This window comes from Anaerobiospirillum thomasii, from assembly GCF_900445255.1.
Classification (GTDB): domain Bacteria; phylum Pseudomonadota; class Gammaproteobacteria; order Enterobacterales; family Succinivibrionaceae; genus Anaerobiospirillum_A; species Anaerobiospirillum_A thomasii.
In genome coordinates this window covers 1,184,452-1,202,123 of the sequence record NZ_UAPU01000007.1, presented here as the reverse complement: position 1 = coordinate 1,202,123, position 17,672 = coordinate 1,184,452, and the positions used below count along the sequence as shown (strand labels likewise).

Annotated in this window: 20 protein-coding genes; 2 read left to right on the top strand and 18 right to left on the bottom strand. The window is 36.1% G+C overall.

Annotated features, from left to right (window positions below; all coding sequences use genetic code 11):
* Positions 1-12: 12 nt before the first annotated feature.
* The 14 genes from DRZ93_RS12520 to DRZ93_RS12455 form a co-directional block, all read right to left on the bottom strand.
* Complete coding sequence (locus DRZ93_RS12520; RefSeq protein ID WP_113746703.1) at positions 13-2,292, bottom strand: MMPL family transporter; 2,280 nt, start codon at positions 2,290-2,292, stop codon at positions 13-15.
* Positions 2,273-2,881, bottom strand: a complete 609-nt coding sequence (locus DRZ93_RS12515) for an outer membrane lipoprotein carrier protein LolA (RefSeq protein WP_113743319.1) — start codon at positions 2,879-2,881, stop codon at positions 2,273-2,275. The genes DRZ93_RS12520 and DRZ93_RS12515 overlap by 20 nt, the downstream gene beginning before the upstream one ends.
* Positions 2,882-2,893: 12 nt before the next feature.
* The gene (locus DRZ93_RS12510) at positions 2,894-3,334 is read right to left on the bottom strand and encodes an acyl-CoA thioesterase (protein WP_172458245.1); all 441 of its coding nucleotides are present in this window, start codon (positions 3,332-3,334) and stop codon (positions 2,894-2,896) included.
* Positions 3,321-5,012 carry a glycosyltransferase family 2 protein gene (locus tag DRZ93_RS12505; RefSeq protein WP_113743321.1) on the bottom strand — a complete coding sequence of 564 codons (1,692 nt, stop codon included), beginning with the start codon at positions 5,010-5,012 and terminating at the stop codon, positions 3,321-3,323. The genes DRZ93_RS12510 and DRZ93_RS12505 overlap by 14 nt, the downstream gene beginning before the upstream one ends.
* Positions 5,006-5,368, bottom strand: a complete 363-nt coding sequence (locus tag DRZ93_RS12500) for an ApeI family dehydratase (RefSeq protein WP_113746702.1) — start codon at positions 5,366-5,368, stop codon at positions 5,006-5,008. Before DRZ93_RS12500 ends, DRZ93_RS12505 begins: the two co-directional genes overlap by 7 nt.
* Entirely contained in the window at positions 5,361-6,707 is a 1,347-nt protein-coding gene (locus DRZ93_RS12495; protein ID WP_113743323.1) for an AMP-binding protein, read from the bottom strand. Before DRZ93_RS12495 ends, DRZ93_RS12500 begins: the two co-directional genes overlap by 8 nt.
* The gene (locus tag DRZ93_RS12490) at positions 6,704-7,273 is read right to left on the bottom strand and encodes a COG4648 family protein (protein ID WP_113746701.1); all 570 of its coding nucleotides are present in this window, start codon (positions 7,271-7,273) and stop codon (positions 6,704-6,706) included. Before DRZ93_RS12490 ends, DRZ93_RS12495 begins: the two co-directional genes overlap by 4 nt.
* Positions 7,260-7,514 carry an acyl carrier protein gene (locus DRZ93_RS12485; RefSeq protein ID WP_172458243.1) on the bottom strand — a complete coding sequence of 85 codons (255 nt, stop codon included), beginning with the start codon at positions 7,512-7,514 and terminating at the stop codon, positions 7,260-7,262. The genes DRZ93_RS12490 and DRZ93_RS12485 overlap by 14 nt, the downstream gene beginning before the upstream one ends.
* Before the next feature lie 18 nt (positions 7,515-7,532).
* Entirely contained in the window at positions 7,533-7,790 is a 258-nt protein-coding gene (locus DRZ93_RS12480; protein WP_113743326.1) for a phosphopantetheine-binding protein, read from the bottom strand.
* Position 7,791: 1 nt separating this feature from the next.
* A complete protein-coding gene (locus DRZ93_RS12475) occupies positions 7,792-8,577 on the bottom strand; it encodes a lysophospholipid acyltransferase family protein (protein WP_113743327.1) in 786 nt (261 codons plus the stop codon).
* On the bottom strand, positions 8,570-9,292 hold the full coding sequence (locus tag DRZ93_RS12470; RefSeq protein WP_172458241.1) for a beta-ketoacyl synthase chain length factor: 723 nt from the start codon (positions 9,290-9,292) through the stop codon (positions 8,570-8,572). Before DRZ93_RS12470 ends, DRZ93_RS12475 begins: the two co-directional genes overlap by 8 nt.
* Positions 9,293-9,463: 171 nt before the next feature.
* Complete coding sequence (locus DRZ93_RS12465) at positions 9,464-10,534, bottom strand: methyltransferase (RefSeq protein ID WP_113743329.1); 1,071 nt, start codon at positions 10,532-10,534, stop codon at positions 9,464-9,466.
* A gap of 41 nt (positions 10,535-10,575) precedes the next feature.
* Positions 10,576-10,971, bottom strand: a complete 396-nt coding sequence (locus DRZ93_RS12460; protein WP_113743330.1) for a hypothetical protein — start codon at positions 10,969-10,971, stop codon at positions 10,576-10,578.
* 10 nt (positions 10,972-10,981) lie between these two features.
* On the bottom strand, positions 10,982-12,418 hold the full coding sequence (locus DRZ93_RS12455) for an IS4 family transposase (protein WP_113745805.1): 1,437 nt from the start codon (positions 12,416-12,418) through the stop codon (positions 10,982-10,984).
* Positions 12,419-12,934: 516 nt separating this feature from the next.
* On the opposite strand from DRZ93_RS12455, the gene DRZ93_RS12450 reads away from it, so the two are divergent.
* Positions 12,935-13,420 carry a GNAT family N-acetyltransferase gene (locus DRZ93_RS12450; RefSeq protein WP_113743332.1) on the top strand — a complete coding sequence of 162 codons (486 nt, stop codon included), beginning with the start codon at positions 12,935-12,937 and terminating at the stop codon, positions 13,418-13,420.
* Between the two features lie 6 nt (positions 13,421-13,426).
* Positions 13,427-13,984 (top strand): 16S rRNA (guanine(966)-N(2))-methyltransferase RsmD, encoded by a 558-nt coding sequence (gene rsmD, locus DRZ93_RS12445; protein ID WP_113743333.1) that lies wholly within the window; start codon positions 13,427-13,429, stop codon positions 13,982-13,984.
* A 90-nt stretch (positions 13,985-14,074) separates the two neighbouring features.
* Here the strand turns inward: rsmD and DRZ93_RS12440 are convergent, their stop codons facing one another.
* The 4 genes from DRZ93_RS12440 to DRZ93_RS12425 all read right to left on the bottom strand — a co-directional run bounded on the left by DRZ93_RS12440 (position 14,075) and on the right by DRZ93_RS12425 (position 17,670).
* Entirely contained in the window at positions 14,075-15,169 is a 1,095-nt protein-coding gene (locus tag DRZ93_RS12440; protein WP_113743334.1) for a radical SAM/SPASM domain-containing protein, read from the bottom strand.
* Between the two features lie 109 nt (positions 15,170-15,278).
* Positions 15,279-16,472, bottom strand: a complete 1,194-nt coding sequence (locus DRZ93_RS12435; protein ID WP_113743335.1) for an MFS transporter — start codon at positions 16,470-16,472, stop codon at positions 15,279-15,281.
* 54 nt (positions 16,473-16,526) lie between these two features.
* Positions 16,527-17,090 carry an NAD(P)H-dependent oxidoreductase gene (locus tag DRZ93_RS12430; RefSeq protein ID WP_113743336.1) on the bottom strand — a complete coding sequence of 188 codons (564 nt, stop codon included), beginning with the start codon at positions 17,088-17,090 and terminating at the stop codon, positions 16,527-16,529.
* A 154-nt stretch (positions 17,091-17,244) separates the two neighbouring features.
* Positions 17,245-17,670, bottom strand: coding sequence for a F0F1 ATP synthase subunit epsilon (locus tag DRZ93_RS12425; RefSeq protein ID WP_113743337.1), 426 nt, complete (start codon positions 17,668-17,670; stop codon positions 17,245-17,247).
* Positions 17,671-17,672: the final 2 nt, after the last annotated feature.

Below are 17,672 nucleotides of genomic sequence, written 5' to 3'. Positions count from 1 at the left end.
ACAGATAAATATTTAAACATTTTTATTAACTCTAGCAAATGGAGCAAAAATATAATTGGCAATAACACCTGTTGTCAACACAAGACCAAAACCTGCAATGGCGCTCGTATGCGAAAAAACCAGAATACCAAGAGTGAATATGGTTGTCAGCATAGCAAGTGTGGAACTGACAAAAGCCACTTTGGCTGTAGTTTTAAAATTGGTGAAAAAGGCAATGTAGTTGATGCCTATTCCAATGACCAGCACCAGAGCCAGTGTTGAAAACAGATTTAACTGATAACCTAAAATACCTGTTGATGCTAAAGCGCAGAGCAATGATATTAAGGTTACTGCAAAAGATCTCAGAGCATCTTTAAAGCCAAGTTTAAATATACTTACTGCAAACATGCAGATAAGTGCCAGAACTATAAGATATGAAATTACGGTTCTGTAAAAACCAAAAAGCTTTTCAAGACTGTCTTTTCTGTCTATATAGGATAAAAAGTCATAGCTCTTTTGCAGATCTGATACTGCCTTACTGTCGGTTACATCATATACAGGAATGACAAGAGCTTTTACATCATCAAGTCCCATATACATCATGTCAAAGCCATACGAAGCAGATGATTTTAAAAAGTCTTCTATATACAAAGGCTTTAGCTCAGTACTGTAATTGATATCACTCATACCAATTTCATTAAGAGCCTTTAAAACTTCATCTTTTACTGATTTTACAAGCTCTATATTGTGCCTTTGAGCTGCAAGAGAGCGTACTGGGAAGGAGATAAAACCTGAGATAATACCTTTGTCAGTAAAATCCTGCAGCTTATTGTGCACTTTTTCATAGTTTATAAGCAGTTGCTCATCATCTGCAGCACTTATCATGATTAATTTCTGATCAGTTCTCTGGCCTGTTAAAGCTGTAATCTTCTTTTCCATGGCCACAAGATTATCTGGCAGTTTCTGCAGAGCAGACACATCATCATTGATCTGCACTCTTGAAAGACCAATGGTACATAACATAAGAGTTATAACAAAAAGAGTTATAACAAAGGGTCTTTTTTCAAAAAGCTTTAAATAATTCAATACTAAGGTGAAGGTAATGTCTTTATGTCTTACTCTTGCGCATATATATGGTCCAAGATACACAGCCACAAGACATGATCCTATAAGACCTGAGGCTGCAAATAATGATAACTGCCTGATACTTGAAAAAGGGGCAATCATTAAAATCAGATATGACACAACAATGGTTGAAAGAGCAAAAAACAGAGTTTTTCTTATTCTTATAGCACTCATTTGAGGGGTGTCACTGTTTTCATTGATAAATCTCTGTGTTGCATAATAGATTGAATAATCAGCAGAAATACCAATTATACTTATGGACATAACTATGGTTAAAAGGTGAATCTGTCCAAAGATTGAATAGGTTATTGTAAAACCTACAAGTGCTCCAAAAGCAATAGAGCTTAAAGTCAAAAGTAGAGGATAAATAGATCTGTAGACAGCAAATATAAGCACAAAGATAAGTGCTACAGTTAAAAGTCCTAATTTAAAAACATCATCCTGCGCAAGTCTTGCTGCATCATAGCTGTAGAAAATAGCACCTCTGTATAAAACAGTGCAGCCTTTATTATCAAACTTACTGAAAATATCATTAAGTGTAAGCACAAAACGCTCTGACTGCTTTGTATCAAAAGAGCCAAGATTATGGGTTGCATGAATAAAGTAGTAAGTATCACCAGCAGCATCATTTACAGTAAGATAATCTTGTCTTATCTGAATTTTTGAGTTCATGCCACTTAGGTTTTTAACTCTTGACCGGATTAAAAGCAGAGGATCATTTTTAAGCTCCTGACCTCCCAACATGGAAAAACCAGAATAGAGCTCTGAGAGAATAAACTCAGCATAACTTTGACCACCATGTTCAAGCTTCTGTTGAGAGACATGATCTATTAGAGCGTTTTTGTAGGTATAGAAAAATTTTGCATACTCCTGCTGCTCGCTCTTGCTTACCTTATATTTTACAGTGTCGATAAATCCCGTATCTACAATCTTTGCTACAAAGGCATCAACATCGTTAGTACCCATGTCTTTGGTCTTTAAAAGAAAGATAAGCTGTTTGTCTATTCTCTGTAAAAAAGCGTCATTTACACTCTCTGACTGAGTTGACAGACTTGAGCTTGGCAGCATGGCAAGAACAGAGCTGTTTATTTTCAATGGTGATGAGCCTGCAAGATAGAGCAGGCATAGAAAAACAGCTGCAATAAATACTACAAAAACCTTGTACTTTCTAATAGTTAAAGAGCTCATCGTAACCTTTTAAACTATCAAGACTCTTTTGATTTACAAACTTAACTTCTGTGCTGTCTCCCTGAGTATCTTCAAGTCTTATAGAGTCAATAAAGTCAGATCCGTGTATCACTATTTTGGAGAAAACTTTATCTAAAGGAGATATAAGAGGTTTTAAATCTATTGAAAAGCTCTTCCCCTCGCTTTTAAAGTCAACGGCAAAATTCTTTTCAATTACTGCCTTATCGGCAACAAACAAAGACTGCAGAAGAGAGTTGAAATGAAACATCTGTGGTGAGCTTTTAGCTGTTATCACTACAGGTTTGTTGTTATTTACTATCTGCACCATTTTGTCATTTTGCATAATAAAACGCATGGCAAAAGGTACAGACTGTGCCCACACTATGCCATGCTGCAGACTTGCAAGCATGGTTCCTTTGCTGACAAGAGGCTTGGATATGGATGCAATATGCTTTGTCATAATAAATTCAGAATGTACAATTTTCTGAGATCTGAATTTTGTAGATATCTCATCCATAGTCAGTGCAAATGAAGGCAGTGCAAACAAAATAAGATACAGTACAGTCAGTAATCTTAATATATAACTCATATACACCTCAGACTAGAGCATTAAATCTTCTGTAAAGTGGCTTTTTACACTATCTGGCAGTACAAATAAAACCTCATTGTCAGACAGAGTGCAACAGACCTGATGTGTATATCCTGTAGCCTTTAACTTTACTTTTTTATCATCATAAACCTCATAGCCTATTTTTAGCAGACACTCGGTTTCATAAATAAAGGCTATGACACAAAGACAGTCTCCATACTGCGTATAGTCTCTGTATTTGACATTAGCCTCAACTATAGGAAAGGCATAACCCTCCTTTAACATATCCACATAGGTATAGCCTATCTTCTCTAAAAGTTTCTCTCTTGCTGTCTCAAAGAGTTTGAGATAATTACCATGCCACAAGACACGCATAGGGTCAAAATCATAAAATGAGGGTTTTATGATTACTTCACTTTTATATCTGTAATTATCAGATTTAATTTTTCTCATCTTGTTTCCAGAAATCATAAAAGTTAAAAAAGTTCAAAGGGGCCTTTAAAGTGTGCTCTTCTAGAATTTGCACATACTGTTCAATATAGCCCTCTATGGCACTGCTGCCATCTTTTTGCTTTCTATTGATTCTCTTAGCAAAGCGTCTGGCATAGATATTTATTCTCTGCCCCTCGCGCAAAGCAAAAAGGGTAATAACCTTGCATCTGAGCAGCGATGCAAGTATAAAAGGGCCTTGTGGGAAAACAGCCTTTTTGCCTAAAAAAGAGCACTCATGCACTCGTGAAACCCTGGCTTTGTCATCATGTACGCCTACTCTGTCTGCAAGTATGGCCACATACTCACCTTTTTTAATCAGACTGTCTATAAGCATGGCTGTCTGTGGACCAAAGTCATCCACAGCAATAATATTAAGACAGCTGTCTGGTGCCAGATCCTTTAGAACTTTCTGATACTGCTGCGAGCCTTTGGTATAAATTAAGGCATTTATTACCTTGGTTTTCGTCTTTTGCACTATGGCACGCAACACTTCAATCTCGCCAAGATGCGAGCCTAGAATAATCTTACCCTCGTTGTCATCTACCTCAAAGGCCTCAAATGAACCTTTGGTAAAAAAGACATCCCGATCAAGCCTGAGCTCATTTCTAAAAGCTGCAATTTTATCGACAAGATAAAGAGCAAAGTAAATAAAATGGTTAAATGCCGTTATGCTCTCTTTATTCTCAAGCTTTATACCTTTAGTATCTGCATAGCTCTTTAGAGTATTTATATACTCTAAAGAGTATTTTCTTTTTTCGCTAGCAAACATATAGTAAAAGCTTATAACCAAAGGCACGAGCATATTAAAAAACTTTCTGCCGAATACAGAATAGAGCTTTAAAGACAGACGCAGCATAAATGCGCCCTTAACCTCAGACTTTTTACTCCAGTCTGAACCAGAACGTCTTTTAATCACAGATGGTAGATGAGTTAGCATATATAGCACGAGCCTGGTGTGCATCATAGAGATGGCAAGATTGTCCTTGAACACTCTAAAGTTTGATATGCCATTTTCAGGATAGGTAACCTTGGTGTCTATAAACAGACTGTCAACTCCTTCAAAATACATGCGCACCATGATCTCTGTATCAAAGGACATTCTATAGTTATATATCTTTTCATAGGCTTTAAGAGCTGCCTTTAATGGATATATCCTAAGACCGCACATGCTGTCCTTTAAACACCTTGACAGAGTTTCTATGCATACCCAGAAATCTGTTATATACCTTCCATACAGCCTTGATTTAGGTATGCTTGCATCATAGACAGGGGTGCCAGATATAAGACAGTCAGGATGTGAGGCTGAGAGTTTTATAAAACTGTCTATAATCTCAAGCTCATGTTGACCGTCGGCATCAACCTGCAGAGCGTGGGTAAAGCCATCCTGCATGGCTCTTTTAAAGCCTATAAGCAAAGCCATACCTTTGCCTTGATTTTCACTCTCATCTATAAGGATGAGACTTTCATTATCAAAGGGAATATCCTTAAGATAAGCTTTAGACTGCAAAGAGCTGCCATCATCAACTACATAGGTTGTAAGATTATATCTTTTAATACGCAACAGAGTATCAGACAGCAGTGATCCCTGATTGTAGCAGGGAATAACAATACACAGTCTATAGTTTGTATTATCTAGCATATAGAAAGTCTGCCCTCGGTTACGCACAGACTCTTTTGTAAAGACTCTTTATAAATTGCAAAGTTTACTGTCTTGCCTTTTACTTTAATAACATACTTTATAGTGTCATTTGGAATAACAGGTTTTAAATTTTTAAGTACAGCAATCTTGCCTATACCGCCATAGTTTTCAAATGATTTTTGTAATATGGAGTTTAAAAAATGCAGCTGTACCACACCTGGCAGCAGAGCAATTTCATTAAAGTGCCCCTTGAAATAATCTAAAGAGCTGTCTACATGGATGATGCACTCTAAAATAGTTTCGCCATCTGCAGCATTAAACTCTTTTTTTACATCAAAACAGTCAATTCTATTCATTAAACAACTCCAGAAGATCTGCATTTAAGATCTTACCCATAGTATTGTGCTTAAAACCATCAATAATGCGTATCATTCTTGGTATAGCAATATTATCAACTCTTGATCTTAAATAATCCTTGATCTGTGATAAAAGCTCTTTACGCTCTATATTTTTATCTGCAGCTACAACTACAACCCCAAGAATATCTCTGCCTTTTCTGTTTAGAACTACAACCTTATTTTCACACACAGCCTCAAGCTCTGATATATATCGCTCAATCAAAGATATAGATATTCTTTTCTCTTCTATTTTTACAATTCTATCTTTGCGGCCGAGTATGGCAAAATCAGTCTTGCTGACAAAATCAAGAACATCATCAAGCACTATATTGCTACCTGCCATCTTGGAGCTTAAAATAAAGCTCTCATCAGACTTTACTATCTCAACACCATCAAAAAGCCTGAACATAGATAAGTCAGGATGACTTTTATAAGCAATGACACCAGTCTCGCTGCTGCCGTATATTTCTGTTATATGACTGCCGCTTTTACTCTGATAGGCTTTAGCCACCTCTTTATCAATAGCCCCTCCTGCTGAAAAGGTATGGACTATACTTCTGTAGTCAAAGGCAGGATCTAGACGTTTTAAAAAAGCTGGTGATGAGATAAAAACAATATTCTTGTTTTTATATTTTAAAAGCTCTTCGCTGTAGTGAATTAAAGATGCATCAAAGAACAAACCAAGATTCATGCACAAAAAGACCCTGAAGGTCAGGCCGTACATATGATTTGGAAAGACAGAGCCCAACATAATGGACGTATCTGAAGATTTAAACCCCTTTTGTGCTGTACTGTAGCAGCTCTTAAGCATAGTGATAAGAGTGGCACTCTCTGCATCCATCTGCTCTATACTTTTTAAAATAAGCTTTGGATTTTGTGTACTGCCTGAGGTCTGAAGATAAAAGCATCTGTCATTTAAATGTAAATCTGTAAAATCAACATCCAATAGGTCCATGTCTTCGCACTTTATGTCTCTTACATTGACCGCCCTTTTATAACCAAGGTCATTATCAGTCAGGATCAGATCATAACCGTTAAGATTTTCCTCTAAAAACTTATCCTTTACATAACTTAAGAGCAAAGGTTTAAGATCAAGAAGCACAAGAGCATAAAAAGCTGCTATAAAGTTATAGGTATTGTCAAAATATATGGCAACTTTGACAGCATCTTTATTTTTTACATAGGTTAAGATCTGCTGTATATAAGTTTTAAGATCAGATGTAGTCTGTATCTTTTTATGGTCTATACACAACTGTCTTGGAACTGTAAGCCACCTATCAAAACCTATTATATTCACAGTTTCTGTACCACCTTTCTGATACCGTACTCAACGGCTCCCAACACACCCATGGCTATATATGACAAAAAACCGCACCACAGTGTCCACATCTTTATATCGTACAGAGCAAAATACAAAGCGGTAAGTCCATTTAGCACAAAGAAGACAATCCATACTACAGTTACATAGTAGACGTATCTTTTTGCTTTTGCATCAAGCTCCTTATGCACCATAAGGGCAAAACGCTCAATAATCGGAGTAGAAAATAAAGATGTAAAAAATATGGTAAAAAATATGATATTTACAGCCACTGGATAATAAAGCAGCAGATCATATCTTTTAAAGAAGGATGACAATATGGCTATAGCCACTACAGTAAGCATTGTAAATACAACGCTATATCTGAGCGGCGATGCTGAGCCTTTGTATAGTACTACTCTGATTAGTGAGACTGCTACTAAAAAAACAAGCACTAAGCCAACATATCCACTTTCAATACCATAATAGACTAAAAATGGATATGCTATAAAAGCTAGGATACTTATAACAATAAAAACAGTTTTAATCTGTCTACTTAGACTCATTTGATGTCAGCTTGTATACAGCGTCAACCACATCAGCTACTGTGCGTACATTTTTAAAATCTTCAGGCTGTACCTTTATTTTAGTTTCTTTTTGAATCTGTACTACAAGATCAATGGCATCAATACTGTCTAAATCCAGATCCTCATAGAGCTTGGCATCTAAAGTAACCTTTTCCTTTTCTATGTCAAAAAGCTCTTCCATCATTTCCTGCATGCGCTTTAAGATCTCATCTTTTTGCATTTTTATTTTCCTTTTAAATTACTTTTTGTTGCTGTCAATAAACTCGGCCAAGGTCTTTACTGAGAAGAAATACTTTTTCATCTCCTCATTATCAGATGACAATATAATGTTGTATTTGTTTTTTATAGCCAGACCTATTTCAAGAGCATCTATACTGTCAAGACCTAAACCATCATTGAATAAAGGTGCCTGAGTATCAATATCATCAGCAGTCATATCCTCAAGATTGAGACACTCAATAATCAGCTCTTTAACTTCTTTATATAAATTTTCCATTTTATCTCCATTGTGCATATGCCTTGACCATCTCTACAGCCAAGACATTAGTTAGTATCCTTGCCAGAATTGAAGGCTCAGAGTGTTGTGAATTTGATTGTATAAAATCATCCATATTGATCAGATTGCCAAGACGCAGTCTATATTCAGGACATTGTGATGGAATATGATGCCAGCTGTGGGTTTTATCTAAAAATGGCTCTGAGCAGGTAAGATATACCACCTGCACATCACAGCCTGCCCTGACAGCTATATTGGCAGCTCCTCTTTTTAGCTTCAGATTCTCCCTTGATCTGCTTCTTGTTCCCTCAGGAAAGATAATCAGAGACTGTCCTTCATGTATTATTTTAATAGCCTTATCCATAAGAGATCTGTGCTCTGAATTGGCTATATAGCCAGAAGCCTTGGCCACACCTTTTAAAAAGACATTGGACAGAACTTCCTCTTTGACCACAAAATTACTGCGGTAAAAAACCGAGGCTAAAATTACATAATCTAAAAGAGTTGGGTGATTGGCCACTATTACACATGATTTAGGCAGATTTGAGACATCAAAGTCTGACAAATCGAGTTTTATGATATGTAAAAAACTGCTTAAGGACAGAAAAAATCTAAATGACAGGGCTGTTATATAACGTGATAGATAGATTCTTCTGTCATTATCTCTTATTACAAGAGATATAAGATTAAAGACAATAAGAGCAAGAAACAGACCGCCCAATCCAAAGACTATAAATAATAGAGCGGTTACTATAACCCTATAGATGCGATACAGCTGTTTATACATTACATTGTACCTGCCACATATAGCTGTTACCCTCCAGCATAAAAGGGTTATGATTTTTTATATTCTTTAAAAACTCAAAAGACTGAGGCAGGGCTTTTGTATTGTCTGTTACTGTAGGGTTGATCATGTCTGTTGAGCTTATGGTTATACTCTCACCAGGCTCAATAATAAAGCCTGCAGCATAGGAGAAACTTGATACATTACCAATTTCATCGTTATAAAACTCAGGTACTGCACCATCAAAATCTACAAAGATGGCTTTTTGACCTTTTTGTATAGTTGATAGTGTTTCTATAAGTCCCTGCACAAAAGAATCGTAGCCTGCACTTACAGATGATGAAACGATCTGCTTTTGTGTAAGTATTGTAAAGTGACCTACAGCGCTGTTATGCACTGATGTAGCAAACTCTGTAGGAGAAACATCATTATTGGAGGCTATTGCACTTAATATTGAATAATTGCGCACAAGTTCACCATGTCTTGAGGCAAAAACCACGCTATTAACATCACTGTGCAAATTTAAAAGCCTGATGGCAACCTCGCAGGCAAGACGTGTACCTATAGTAAGGCGCCTTGCTGTCATCATGGCAATTAATTTACTTTTAGCAACAACCTGTGTCTCATCAAAGTGCTCTATGTCTTCATAAAAAGAATTAATATCATCAATGCCAGGAGCGATGATATCCATATCCTTTATATCAAATGCAAACTTCATAGACAAATCCGCGCACACCATCTGCCCTTTGTGCAGCAGATAAATAAGCGCAGCCCTCCTGTATAAGCTCAGTTAATAGTTCTTCTTTTTTTATTTTTTCTAAAGTAAAGGCATACGTCAGCTTAATATGCAGGCTCTTTAAGCCTGCGCTCTGGCAATAGACCGATTTTCTTATTTCTTTTTACAGATAAGCAGAGTATGGCCAAGCCCCAGATTTTCAACACTCTGATGCACAGCAAGTCCTGCTCTGTCTAAAATCTTTAAGAACTGTTTTAGAGAGAAGAACTTACTTTTACCATTGGCCATGGTTGTAAAATATAAAGAAGATGCATTTATAGAATAGGCTGCAGCCTCAAATTTCTGATTGTCATTAAAAGGCTCAAGAATACATACCCTGCAGTCATTATCTATAACAGAGGCTACAGAGCGTAGAATATGTACAACCTTGTCCTCGTCAAAGCAGTCTAAAAACTGACTCATCCACCAGACGTCTGCACCAGTTGGGAAATCTAGAGTTTCATTTAAAACATTAACCTCTTTAAATGAAACCCTGTTCTCTAAAGAGTGCTCTTTGATATTATCTTTTGCTAAAGCTATCTGCTCTTTAAGATCAAGAATGGTTACATGTACATCTTTATCATAGGCAGTACATGCAATTGAAAACTTTCCTGTATTGCCACCAAGATCATACAGATGACCAACCTTTTGAGAAAATACATACTCAATGGCTTTTTTAACAGCAACATCTGAATACAGATGATCAAAGGCAAACCATGCTTTTTTGGCCTTGTCATTAAGAGAAGACAATCCAGGATAAATTGTCTCCCATGGACCTAGGACCTTAAGCCCCTCTGGTTTGTTGTTCTTTAAGGATTCGTATAGATAATCAAGCCCCTGATAGCATACATATTTGATAAAGTTTAAATTGGCTATTGTCATTTCATCATTCTGTAGATACTGACCTGCCTTGGTTATATAGTATCTTTCAGACTCATCCTGATAGGCTATACCTCCAGACAGAGCCATATCCATAAGTACATTTACAGAATATCTTTGAAGTTTGCTGACTTCCATCAGATCTTCTAGTGTGGCGCCACGTTTGCCGTTTTTATCAAGCAGTCCTAAAATACCAAACTCTCGTATACAAAAAGCCACCTGAAATAAAACCGGACTGAATGTTATTTTCTGTGCATAAGATATAGCATCAAAAGCACTTAAATCATCACTTGTGTAATAACTCATGTATATGGACTCTATAGAATGATTTTATTTAATGTTTGAAATTACTGAGCTTTATTTAACAGCTTCTGTGTATCTTTTCTTACGTTATTGATCCATCTGTTATAGTTTCTATGGATCTTGCCGTTTTCAGCTTTAAGGTTGGTTGATGTGACATAGACTATATCAAAGTTATTGGCTGTATAGAGTACATTAACAGTTACACTGTGATCGCCTCTGGCATAGGTAGCCTCAATCACACCATCTGATACAATTTTAGTAGTAAAGTCACGCTCATGCAGAGCCTCGAGCAGAGCTTTTTTCACCTGATTGGCATTTGTTGCTGAAACCTGTGTGGAAACAGTCTCTGTTGAACCTGAGGCACAGCCGCTTACAGATACGGTAGCAAAGGATACGGCACAGGCAATAACCAAGGCTGAGAGTAACTTATTATTTTTCATACCCATGAACTTAAGCCTTGATTGTAACATCAATTTTGTGCGGTATTAAAAAGTCTTTCGTCATATGGTGTGTATTGTAAATTTTATCGACCAGGAGGCTTACGTCCTTTTTAAGATCTATATCCCTTTGTGATGGTTTAGTTCGCATCATAGAATCTAAAAGACCTTCAAACTTGCTGATCTCATTGTATATTGTAGACTTAGCGCCTTTGACCATGGCTTTTAACAATGGTCCTATATCTCTGATAGAGGAAGCCATCTTTAACAGAGATATTTCCCGTTTTTTACGTTGGTCATCTCTTTTCTTTTTCTGAAGCTGTTTTGCTATAAGCTTTTTGATGAGGTATGAGCCAATACTTGCATAAATAAAGAGCAGGATAATTTCTTTGATGGACGAATTGATAGAGCAGAGGCTGTTGCTACTTTTAAGTGCTTTAAACATGATCTCGCAGGACCAGCGCGTCCTGTAAGTATCAGCTATAACTGATGCTGCTACACGGCTTGCATCTATGTTGGTGATGAAATAATTAAATTTATCATCAACAGGATTATAGATACGAATCATCCTTAAAACGGTATCATCGTTAACCTGCACAGCCATATCAACCAGAGGATATTTGCTGCCATTTAAGTGCTGACATGGTTTGCATCCTTCAAATTCATGTAACGTGGCTCCGTTGCCATCCATTGCATGAATAATCTTATAGGCGCAATTCTCCTTGCCTCTGAATATAAAATAATGCCCCTTGGATATAAGTAGCAAATATAAAGCTTCAGATACATATCCCCTGTCGCACAGATATAACACCTGCTCATAGATATCTGGTGACAGGTGCTCTCTTTCATTGGCTACAGCCTCCGTAATATCAATATGTGTAGGCATATTGTTTACAATAGAAAACCCCGTATGCAGTTTAATAGCGGCAGATTTTTTATCAGGGTTGGTCTTGTCAGGATTACGTGTTTTAGCCTTGCAGCTAAAGTTGTCATAGGCTGAGTATCTAAGGGAGATTTCAGAGCCGTCCACCATGATAATATCATTAACACCGACACTCTGCCTGTAAGCCTCAAGCAGTTTCAGACCAGTTTCATTAGTATCGTCTTTAACAAGCATAGAGAGGTTTTCTATAGTATTCTTCATAACTTCAAGCAGTCCCTCTGAACGCAGACGGTTGTGAAGAGCCTTTGAAGATATATCAATGCCAAACATGTCAGAATAGCACTTATGAAATCCATTTAAAGTAAAGGTTATATTGTTAGAGTTTTGGTTAGTAGAGGCATATGTTAAAAGAGCTGAGAGAAGTTCAGCTATTGTAACTTTTCTTTGCCTTTTGAGTGTGCCATTTTTTCTGGCAAAATTATTAATAAGCTCTTTGCTGAAGACGGTTAAAATATTTAAGAGTTCAGCTCTTTGAATATAGAGATTAATTTGAGATAATAAAGACATAGCAAGTTTTCCTTTGTTTGGTTTGGTTTGGTATATTATACCATGGAAACTTGCTATACCCCATAAAAATCCTTTATAAAACAATCTGTTAGATCGTTTTTAATACTTCTAACAACCTCTTTTTGTATCAGAATTGTATGTTTCCAAAAAAATCAAACAAAAAACCCGCATCGAGGTCTTTTGCACTAATTTTTAGCACGATAGAATGCGGGTTTGCGGAATGATTTTAAGCCAAAAACTTCTGGATTTTAATAAATGCTTAAAAATCAAGACTTTACTAAGATCCTAGGTATGATTATTTTTCATAAATGCTCCTTATAAAAGCTAATAAAAATTTTATTATGAATGTATTTTTGTCTCAAAATATCATACAACAATTAAAAAATAAATGTAAAACTAATAATATTGATGATTTTTCTAACTATATGATTTATTTAATATATAAAATAAAACATAACATAAACATAATTTCTTTATGTTATGATTAATTTAAAATTTATACACCAAGGGGTTAACATGAAAATTCGTTATTCTACTTTTGATGATATAGATACAATCATGGCTATCTTTGATAGTGCCAAACAGTTTATGAAGGAAATTGGCAACCCTGATCAGTGGTCATTCAACTACCCTTCTTATGAAATAGTAAGAGAAGATATTCATAAAAATCAAAGTTATATTGTTGAAGATGATAATGGCGAAATAGTAGCTACCTTTGTCTTTTTTATAGATAATGATCCAACCTATGCCTTTATTGAAGGTGAGTGGCTTAATAATGAGCCATATGGAGTTATACACCGTATAGCATCAACAGGCAAAGTTAAGAGAATCAGTGATTACTGTATCAACTGGTGTTTTGAAAAATGCCATAATTTAAGAGTTGATACACATGCACAGAACTCTGTCATGAAAGAGGCCTTCCTGCGCAACAACTTTAAAGAGTGTGGTATTATTTTTGTAAGAGACAAACAGCCACGCGTTGCTTTTCAGAAAATTCAGTAAACTAACATGAAATACAGTACAGTAAGAATAATAGGTGGAAAGTTCAGAGGACGACAGTTAGATATACTGCAAAAGGAAGGCTTGCGTCCTACAACAGACAGAATACGCGAGAGTATATTCAACATACTTGGCAGCAATGTACAAGGAGCAAAGGTTTTAGATCTGTTTGCAGGTACTGGTGTACTTGGTATTGAAGCTATATCACGCGGAGCATCAGAACTTACCAGTGTAGAATTTGATAAGGAAAACTATCAGAACCTTAAAAGACAGTTTGCAGGCTTTGATGGCAGGATAAATCTTATTCATGCTGATGCTATAGAATTTTTAAAAAACTGCTCTGAGAGATTCGATATTGTTTTTTTAGATCCTCCTTTTGCCTCAAACCTTCTGCAAAGCAGTATTGATTTACTCAACTCCAAGAATATTATTGATTCAGATAGCCTTATATATATTGAAAACTCAGCTACAGCATCTAAAAACTATAAATCACTGATGTGTGTAAGAGAGCAGAATGCAGGCAATGTATATTTTGGTATTTACAAAAAATCAGACTGCTTCTTTTAATTAATATAATTTAAAAGCTTATTACTTATAGATTTGTTTATAACAAATCTATAAGTATCAAGATGCTAGCAGCTATAGGCTGTATTAAACCTATCTTATGCTTTTTGCAACCTCTGCAATCTGTGGATATCGGCAGCTAATAAGTTTTTTAAATGACTTGCATAAAAACGATCTGTTATTCTCGCCCCTGTTGCGTCTACATCCACCTCGGCATATTTTATAGACATTGCAGGTATCACACTCATCATGCTTAACCTTGGAGTCTATAAAGTTATCTATAATGCTCTTATTGAGGTTCACAATACCGTTTTGTACAGTTCCTATCTTATATTCATCAAGCACATAGAAATCACATGGATAAATACTGCCATCTGACTCTATAACATTCTGATTACTGCACTGCCCCTGCAGATCACAGCTTCTGCATGATGAGTAGAGAATATTGCTGAACATATCCTCTATATGTCTTATGCTGATAATACAACCCTGCTTATAGTATTTATACCAGGCATCAAATATATCAAGGAAAAAGATGGAAAACTCATCATCATTTATATATATTCTGTTCTTTTTAAATGGAGCAATAGCAGGAATAAACTGTATATTGTAAATTTTATTTTCTACAAAAAAATCGAGCAGCTCCGATGCCTTGTCATAGGTATCCTTGGTTACCACGCAAAGAGCATTGAAGATAACCTTACTCTCCTGCATCATCCTTACTCTTTCAAAGACCCTGTCAAAAGTACCCTTGCCAGAATGCAGTCTATATTTATCATGAAACTGCGCCGGACCGTCTATAGACACACCTACAAGAAAATCTCCTTTCTTGAATATATCTATAAACTTGTCGTCTATTAAATAACCTGATGTCTGTATAGAGGAGTTTATAGTAAAGTTACTGCCCTCATTTTGTTTCAAATCAAGTACTCTTGCGCACTCATCTAAATAGTGTAGATAAAATTTATGACCTACAAGCAAAGGCTCTCCACCCTGAAATAAGAATGTGGTGGACTCTATGGCATTAGAGCAATACTGATTAACTATAGATGAAAGCACATCTGTGTTCATAAATTTATGTGCATATACATCTCTGTTTTCTGCAACATCCTTATAAAAACAGTATTTACAGTTTAAATTACACAAAGATGATGCTGGTTTAATAAGAGCAAAGTTATTGTGTTGCATAGATGTTCCTGACAGACCTTATATTACTCAGTATCTAACTACTATAGTAACATTTAAAAAATATAAATTGCCCTATTATCATATATGTGTGTACTATAAGATCTGAGGTTTAAGAGCTGTATTTGGCTTTAAGTGCAGATCTGAATGATATTAAAGAAAGAATACCAGAGCACACAATAATCATGGTATAGGCTACAAATACTCTATCAAGATCAAGATCTGGGAAGAATGTGCCAATAATATAATTTGGCGCAGCTGCACCTAAATAACCGCATAAATATACAGTTGATAATATGCCGGCTCTCTGCTCTATCTTTGATCCTTCCATTGTAAGTGTCATACATGCTGTACCTGCTGCCGATGTGCAAAAACCTAATACCATACAGCACAATGAGAACAGTACCACAGAGCCAAAGGAGGCTACACTAAAGAACACTGCTATAAAAAACATGTAGAGCACTACCATGATTACAAAACACTTACGTGGTTGAAAGTTTTTAATAATAAGACCACCTAGAGTTTGAGTAACAATATACAGAATAAAGAATATACCGGATGAGGCTGATGACAGATGCAAGGCTTCTTCTGTAACCACAATGATAAATGACTGGAAAAAGCCACCTACAGACCATGTAGTTATAAATAAAAACGAGCAAGTAATTACAAATTTTACAGACTCTTTTGGTACCTCTATCTTTGGAATCAAAGTGCTGTATATTTTCTTATAGTCGGTATTTATAGTCTCAGTGCATCTAGTAAATACCAGAATCAGTATAACTATATGTACACATGAGAACACGGAATATATAAATAATATATCTATATTAAAAACCATTACCGACAGTGTAGATAATGCACATCCTATACAAAATCCTATGGCAGGTCCGCAGATGTTAAAAAACGATGCCAGCTGCTCCTTACCCTTTGGAACTGTATCAATGATGTAACTCATGATAGATGAGCTTGCAATGCCACAGCCTAAACCCTGTATAAATCTTGCAGAAAGAAGACTAGAAAATGATGGAGTAAAAATAAGAATAATACAGGCAAGAAGACCTAAAGATAAAGCAATTAAAGATGAATTTCTACGCCCTATTGAGTTGGATATTCTTGAGAAAAACAAAAGGGCTACAATACATCCTACAAAATAACTTACCGCGGTATATGCCAGATCTGAAGATAATATCGATAATCTGTCTCTGAAAATACCTAAAAGAGGAATTGGGGATGATGATGCTGTAAATATACCAACTAAAGAAAAAACAGCCAGGTAGAAAGTTATATTTTTACTGTGACTATTCATATAAAAAATATAAACGGCACCATCATTGATGCCGCCTCTTATTGTAAATAAAAATTAAAGTGAATTTACCAAAGCAGCTATCTTCTTAGCATGCTCCTGTGATCTATCCTGAATTAACTGAGCTTTATCACTGTCAGTTCTTAGCGAGTAGCTTACATCACCAAGCACAACCTCACCACAGTATCTCATCTTACAAAAGCCCGATAGCAGTTTTACCTTGTTTAACATCAGATCATCAAGAGTAAAACCTATAGCATCCTTACTGTAGGCCTCTGCTGGGGCACCTAAAGTTATAGACATAACTACCTTTTTACCCTCAAGGGCATTACCTGTAGTGCCATGAGAAAAGCCGTGTAAGAAGATCTTTTCAATATAATTCTGAATTAAAGATGTCCAGTCAAACCAGAAAAATGGTGTGGCTATAACAATAATATCTGCAGACTTTAATCTTTCCTGCTCTTTTGCTACATCAAAATCTCTGTTTGGATACTCTTTATCGAGAATAAGGTACTCTGCCTCTGGCAGCTCTTTTTCGCGCAGTGTATTTATAATTATTTTATTGGCAAGAGAATCATTCTCTAAATCAGTATGGGAACTTATAACTAAAACTTTGCTCATTTTAAATCTCCAGTTAACCTTTTGTTTAGATATTACATCAAATGCCTTTCAATCGATTTTTTGTGATAATTATATTTAAAATTAAAAAAGCAAAAGGTGCTAAAGCAAAGCTCTAACACCCTTTTTATTATCAGACTATAAAGCCTGACAACTATTATCTTCTGCTTCTTGCAAGCTCAACAACCTTAAGCTGTGCCATAGCTTCAGCAAGTTTGGCAAATGCTGCAACATAATCCTTATCACCTGTTGAGGTGTGGGATATGGCATCTCTGGCAGCCTTAATAGCTTCCTGAGCTTTTGCCTCATCAATATCGTCAGCTCTTAAAGCAGTGTCTGCAAGCACTGTAACAAGATCAGGCTGCACCTCTAAAATACCACCAGCCAGATAAATCTGATCCTCTTTACCTTCAGCGGTAACAAGAGAGACCATACCTGCCTTAATGGTGGTAATCAAAGGGGCGTGACCGTGTCTGATACCCAGCTCACCTTCAGAACCAGTAATCTGCATGGCTCTTACAAGGCCTGAGTATAAAGTGTCTACACCACTTACGACGTCAAGATGGAATGCAATATCTTCCATGC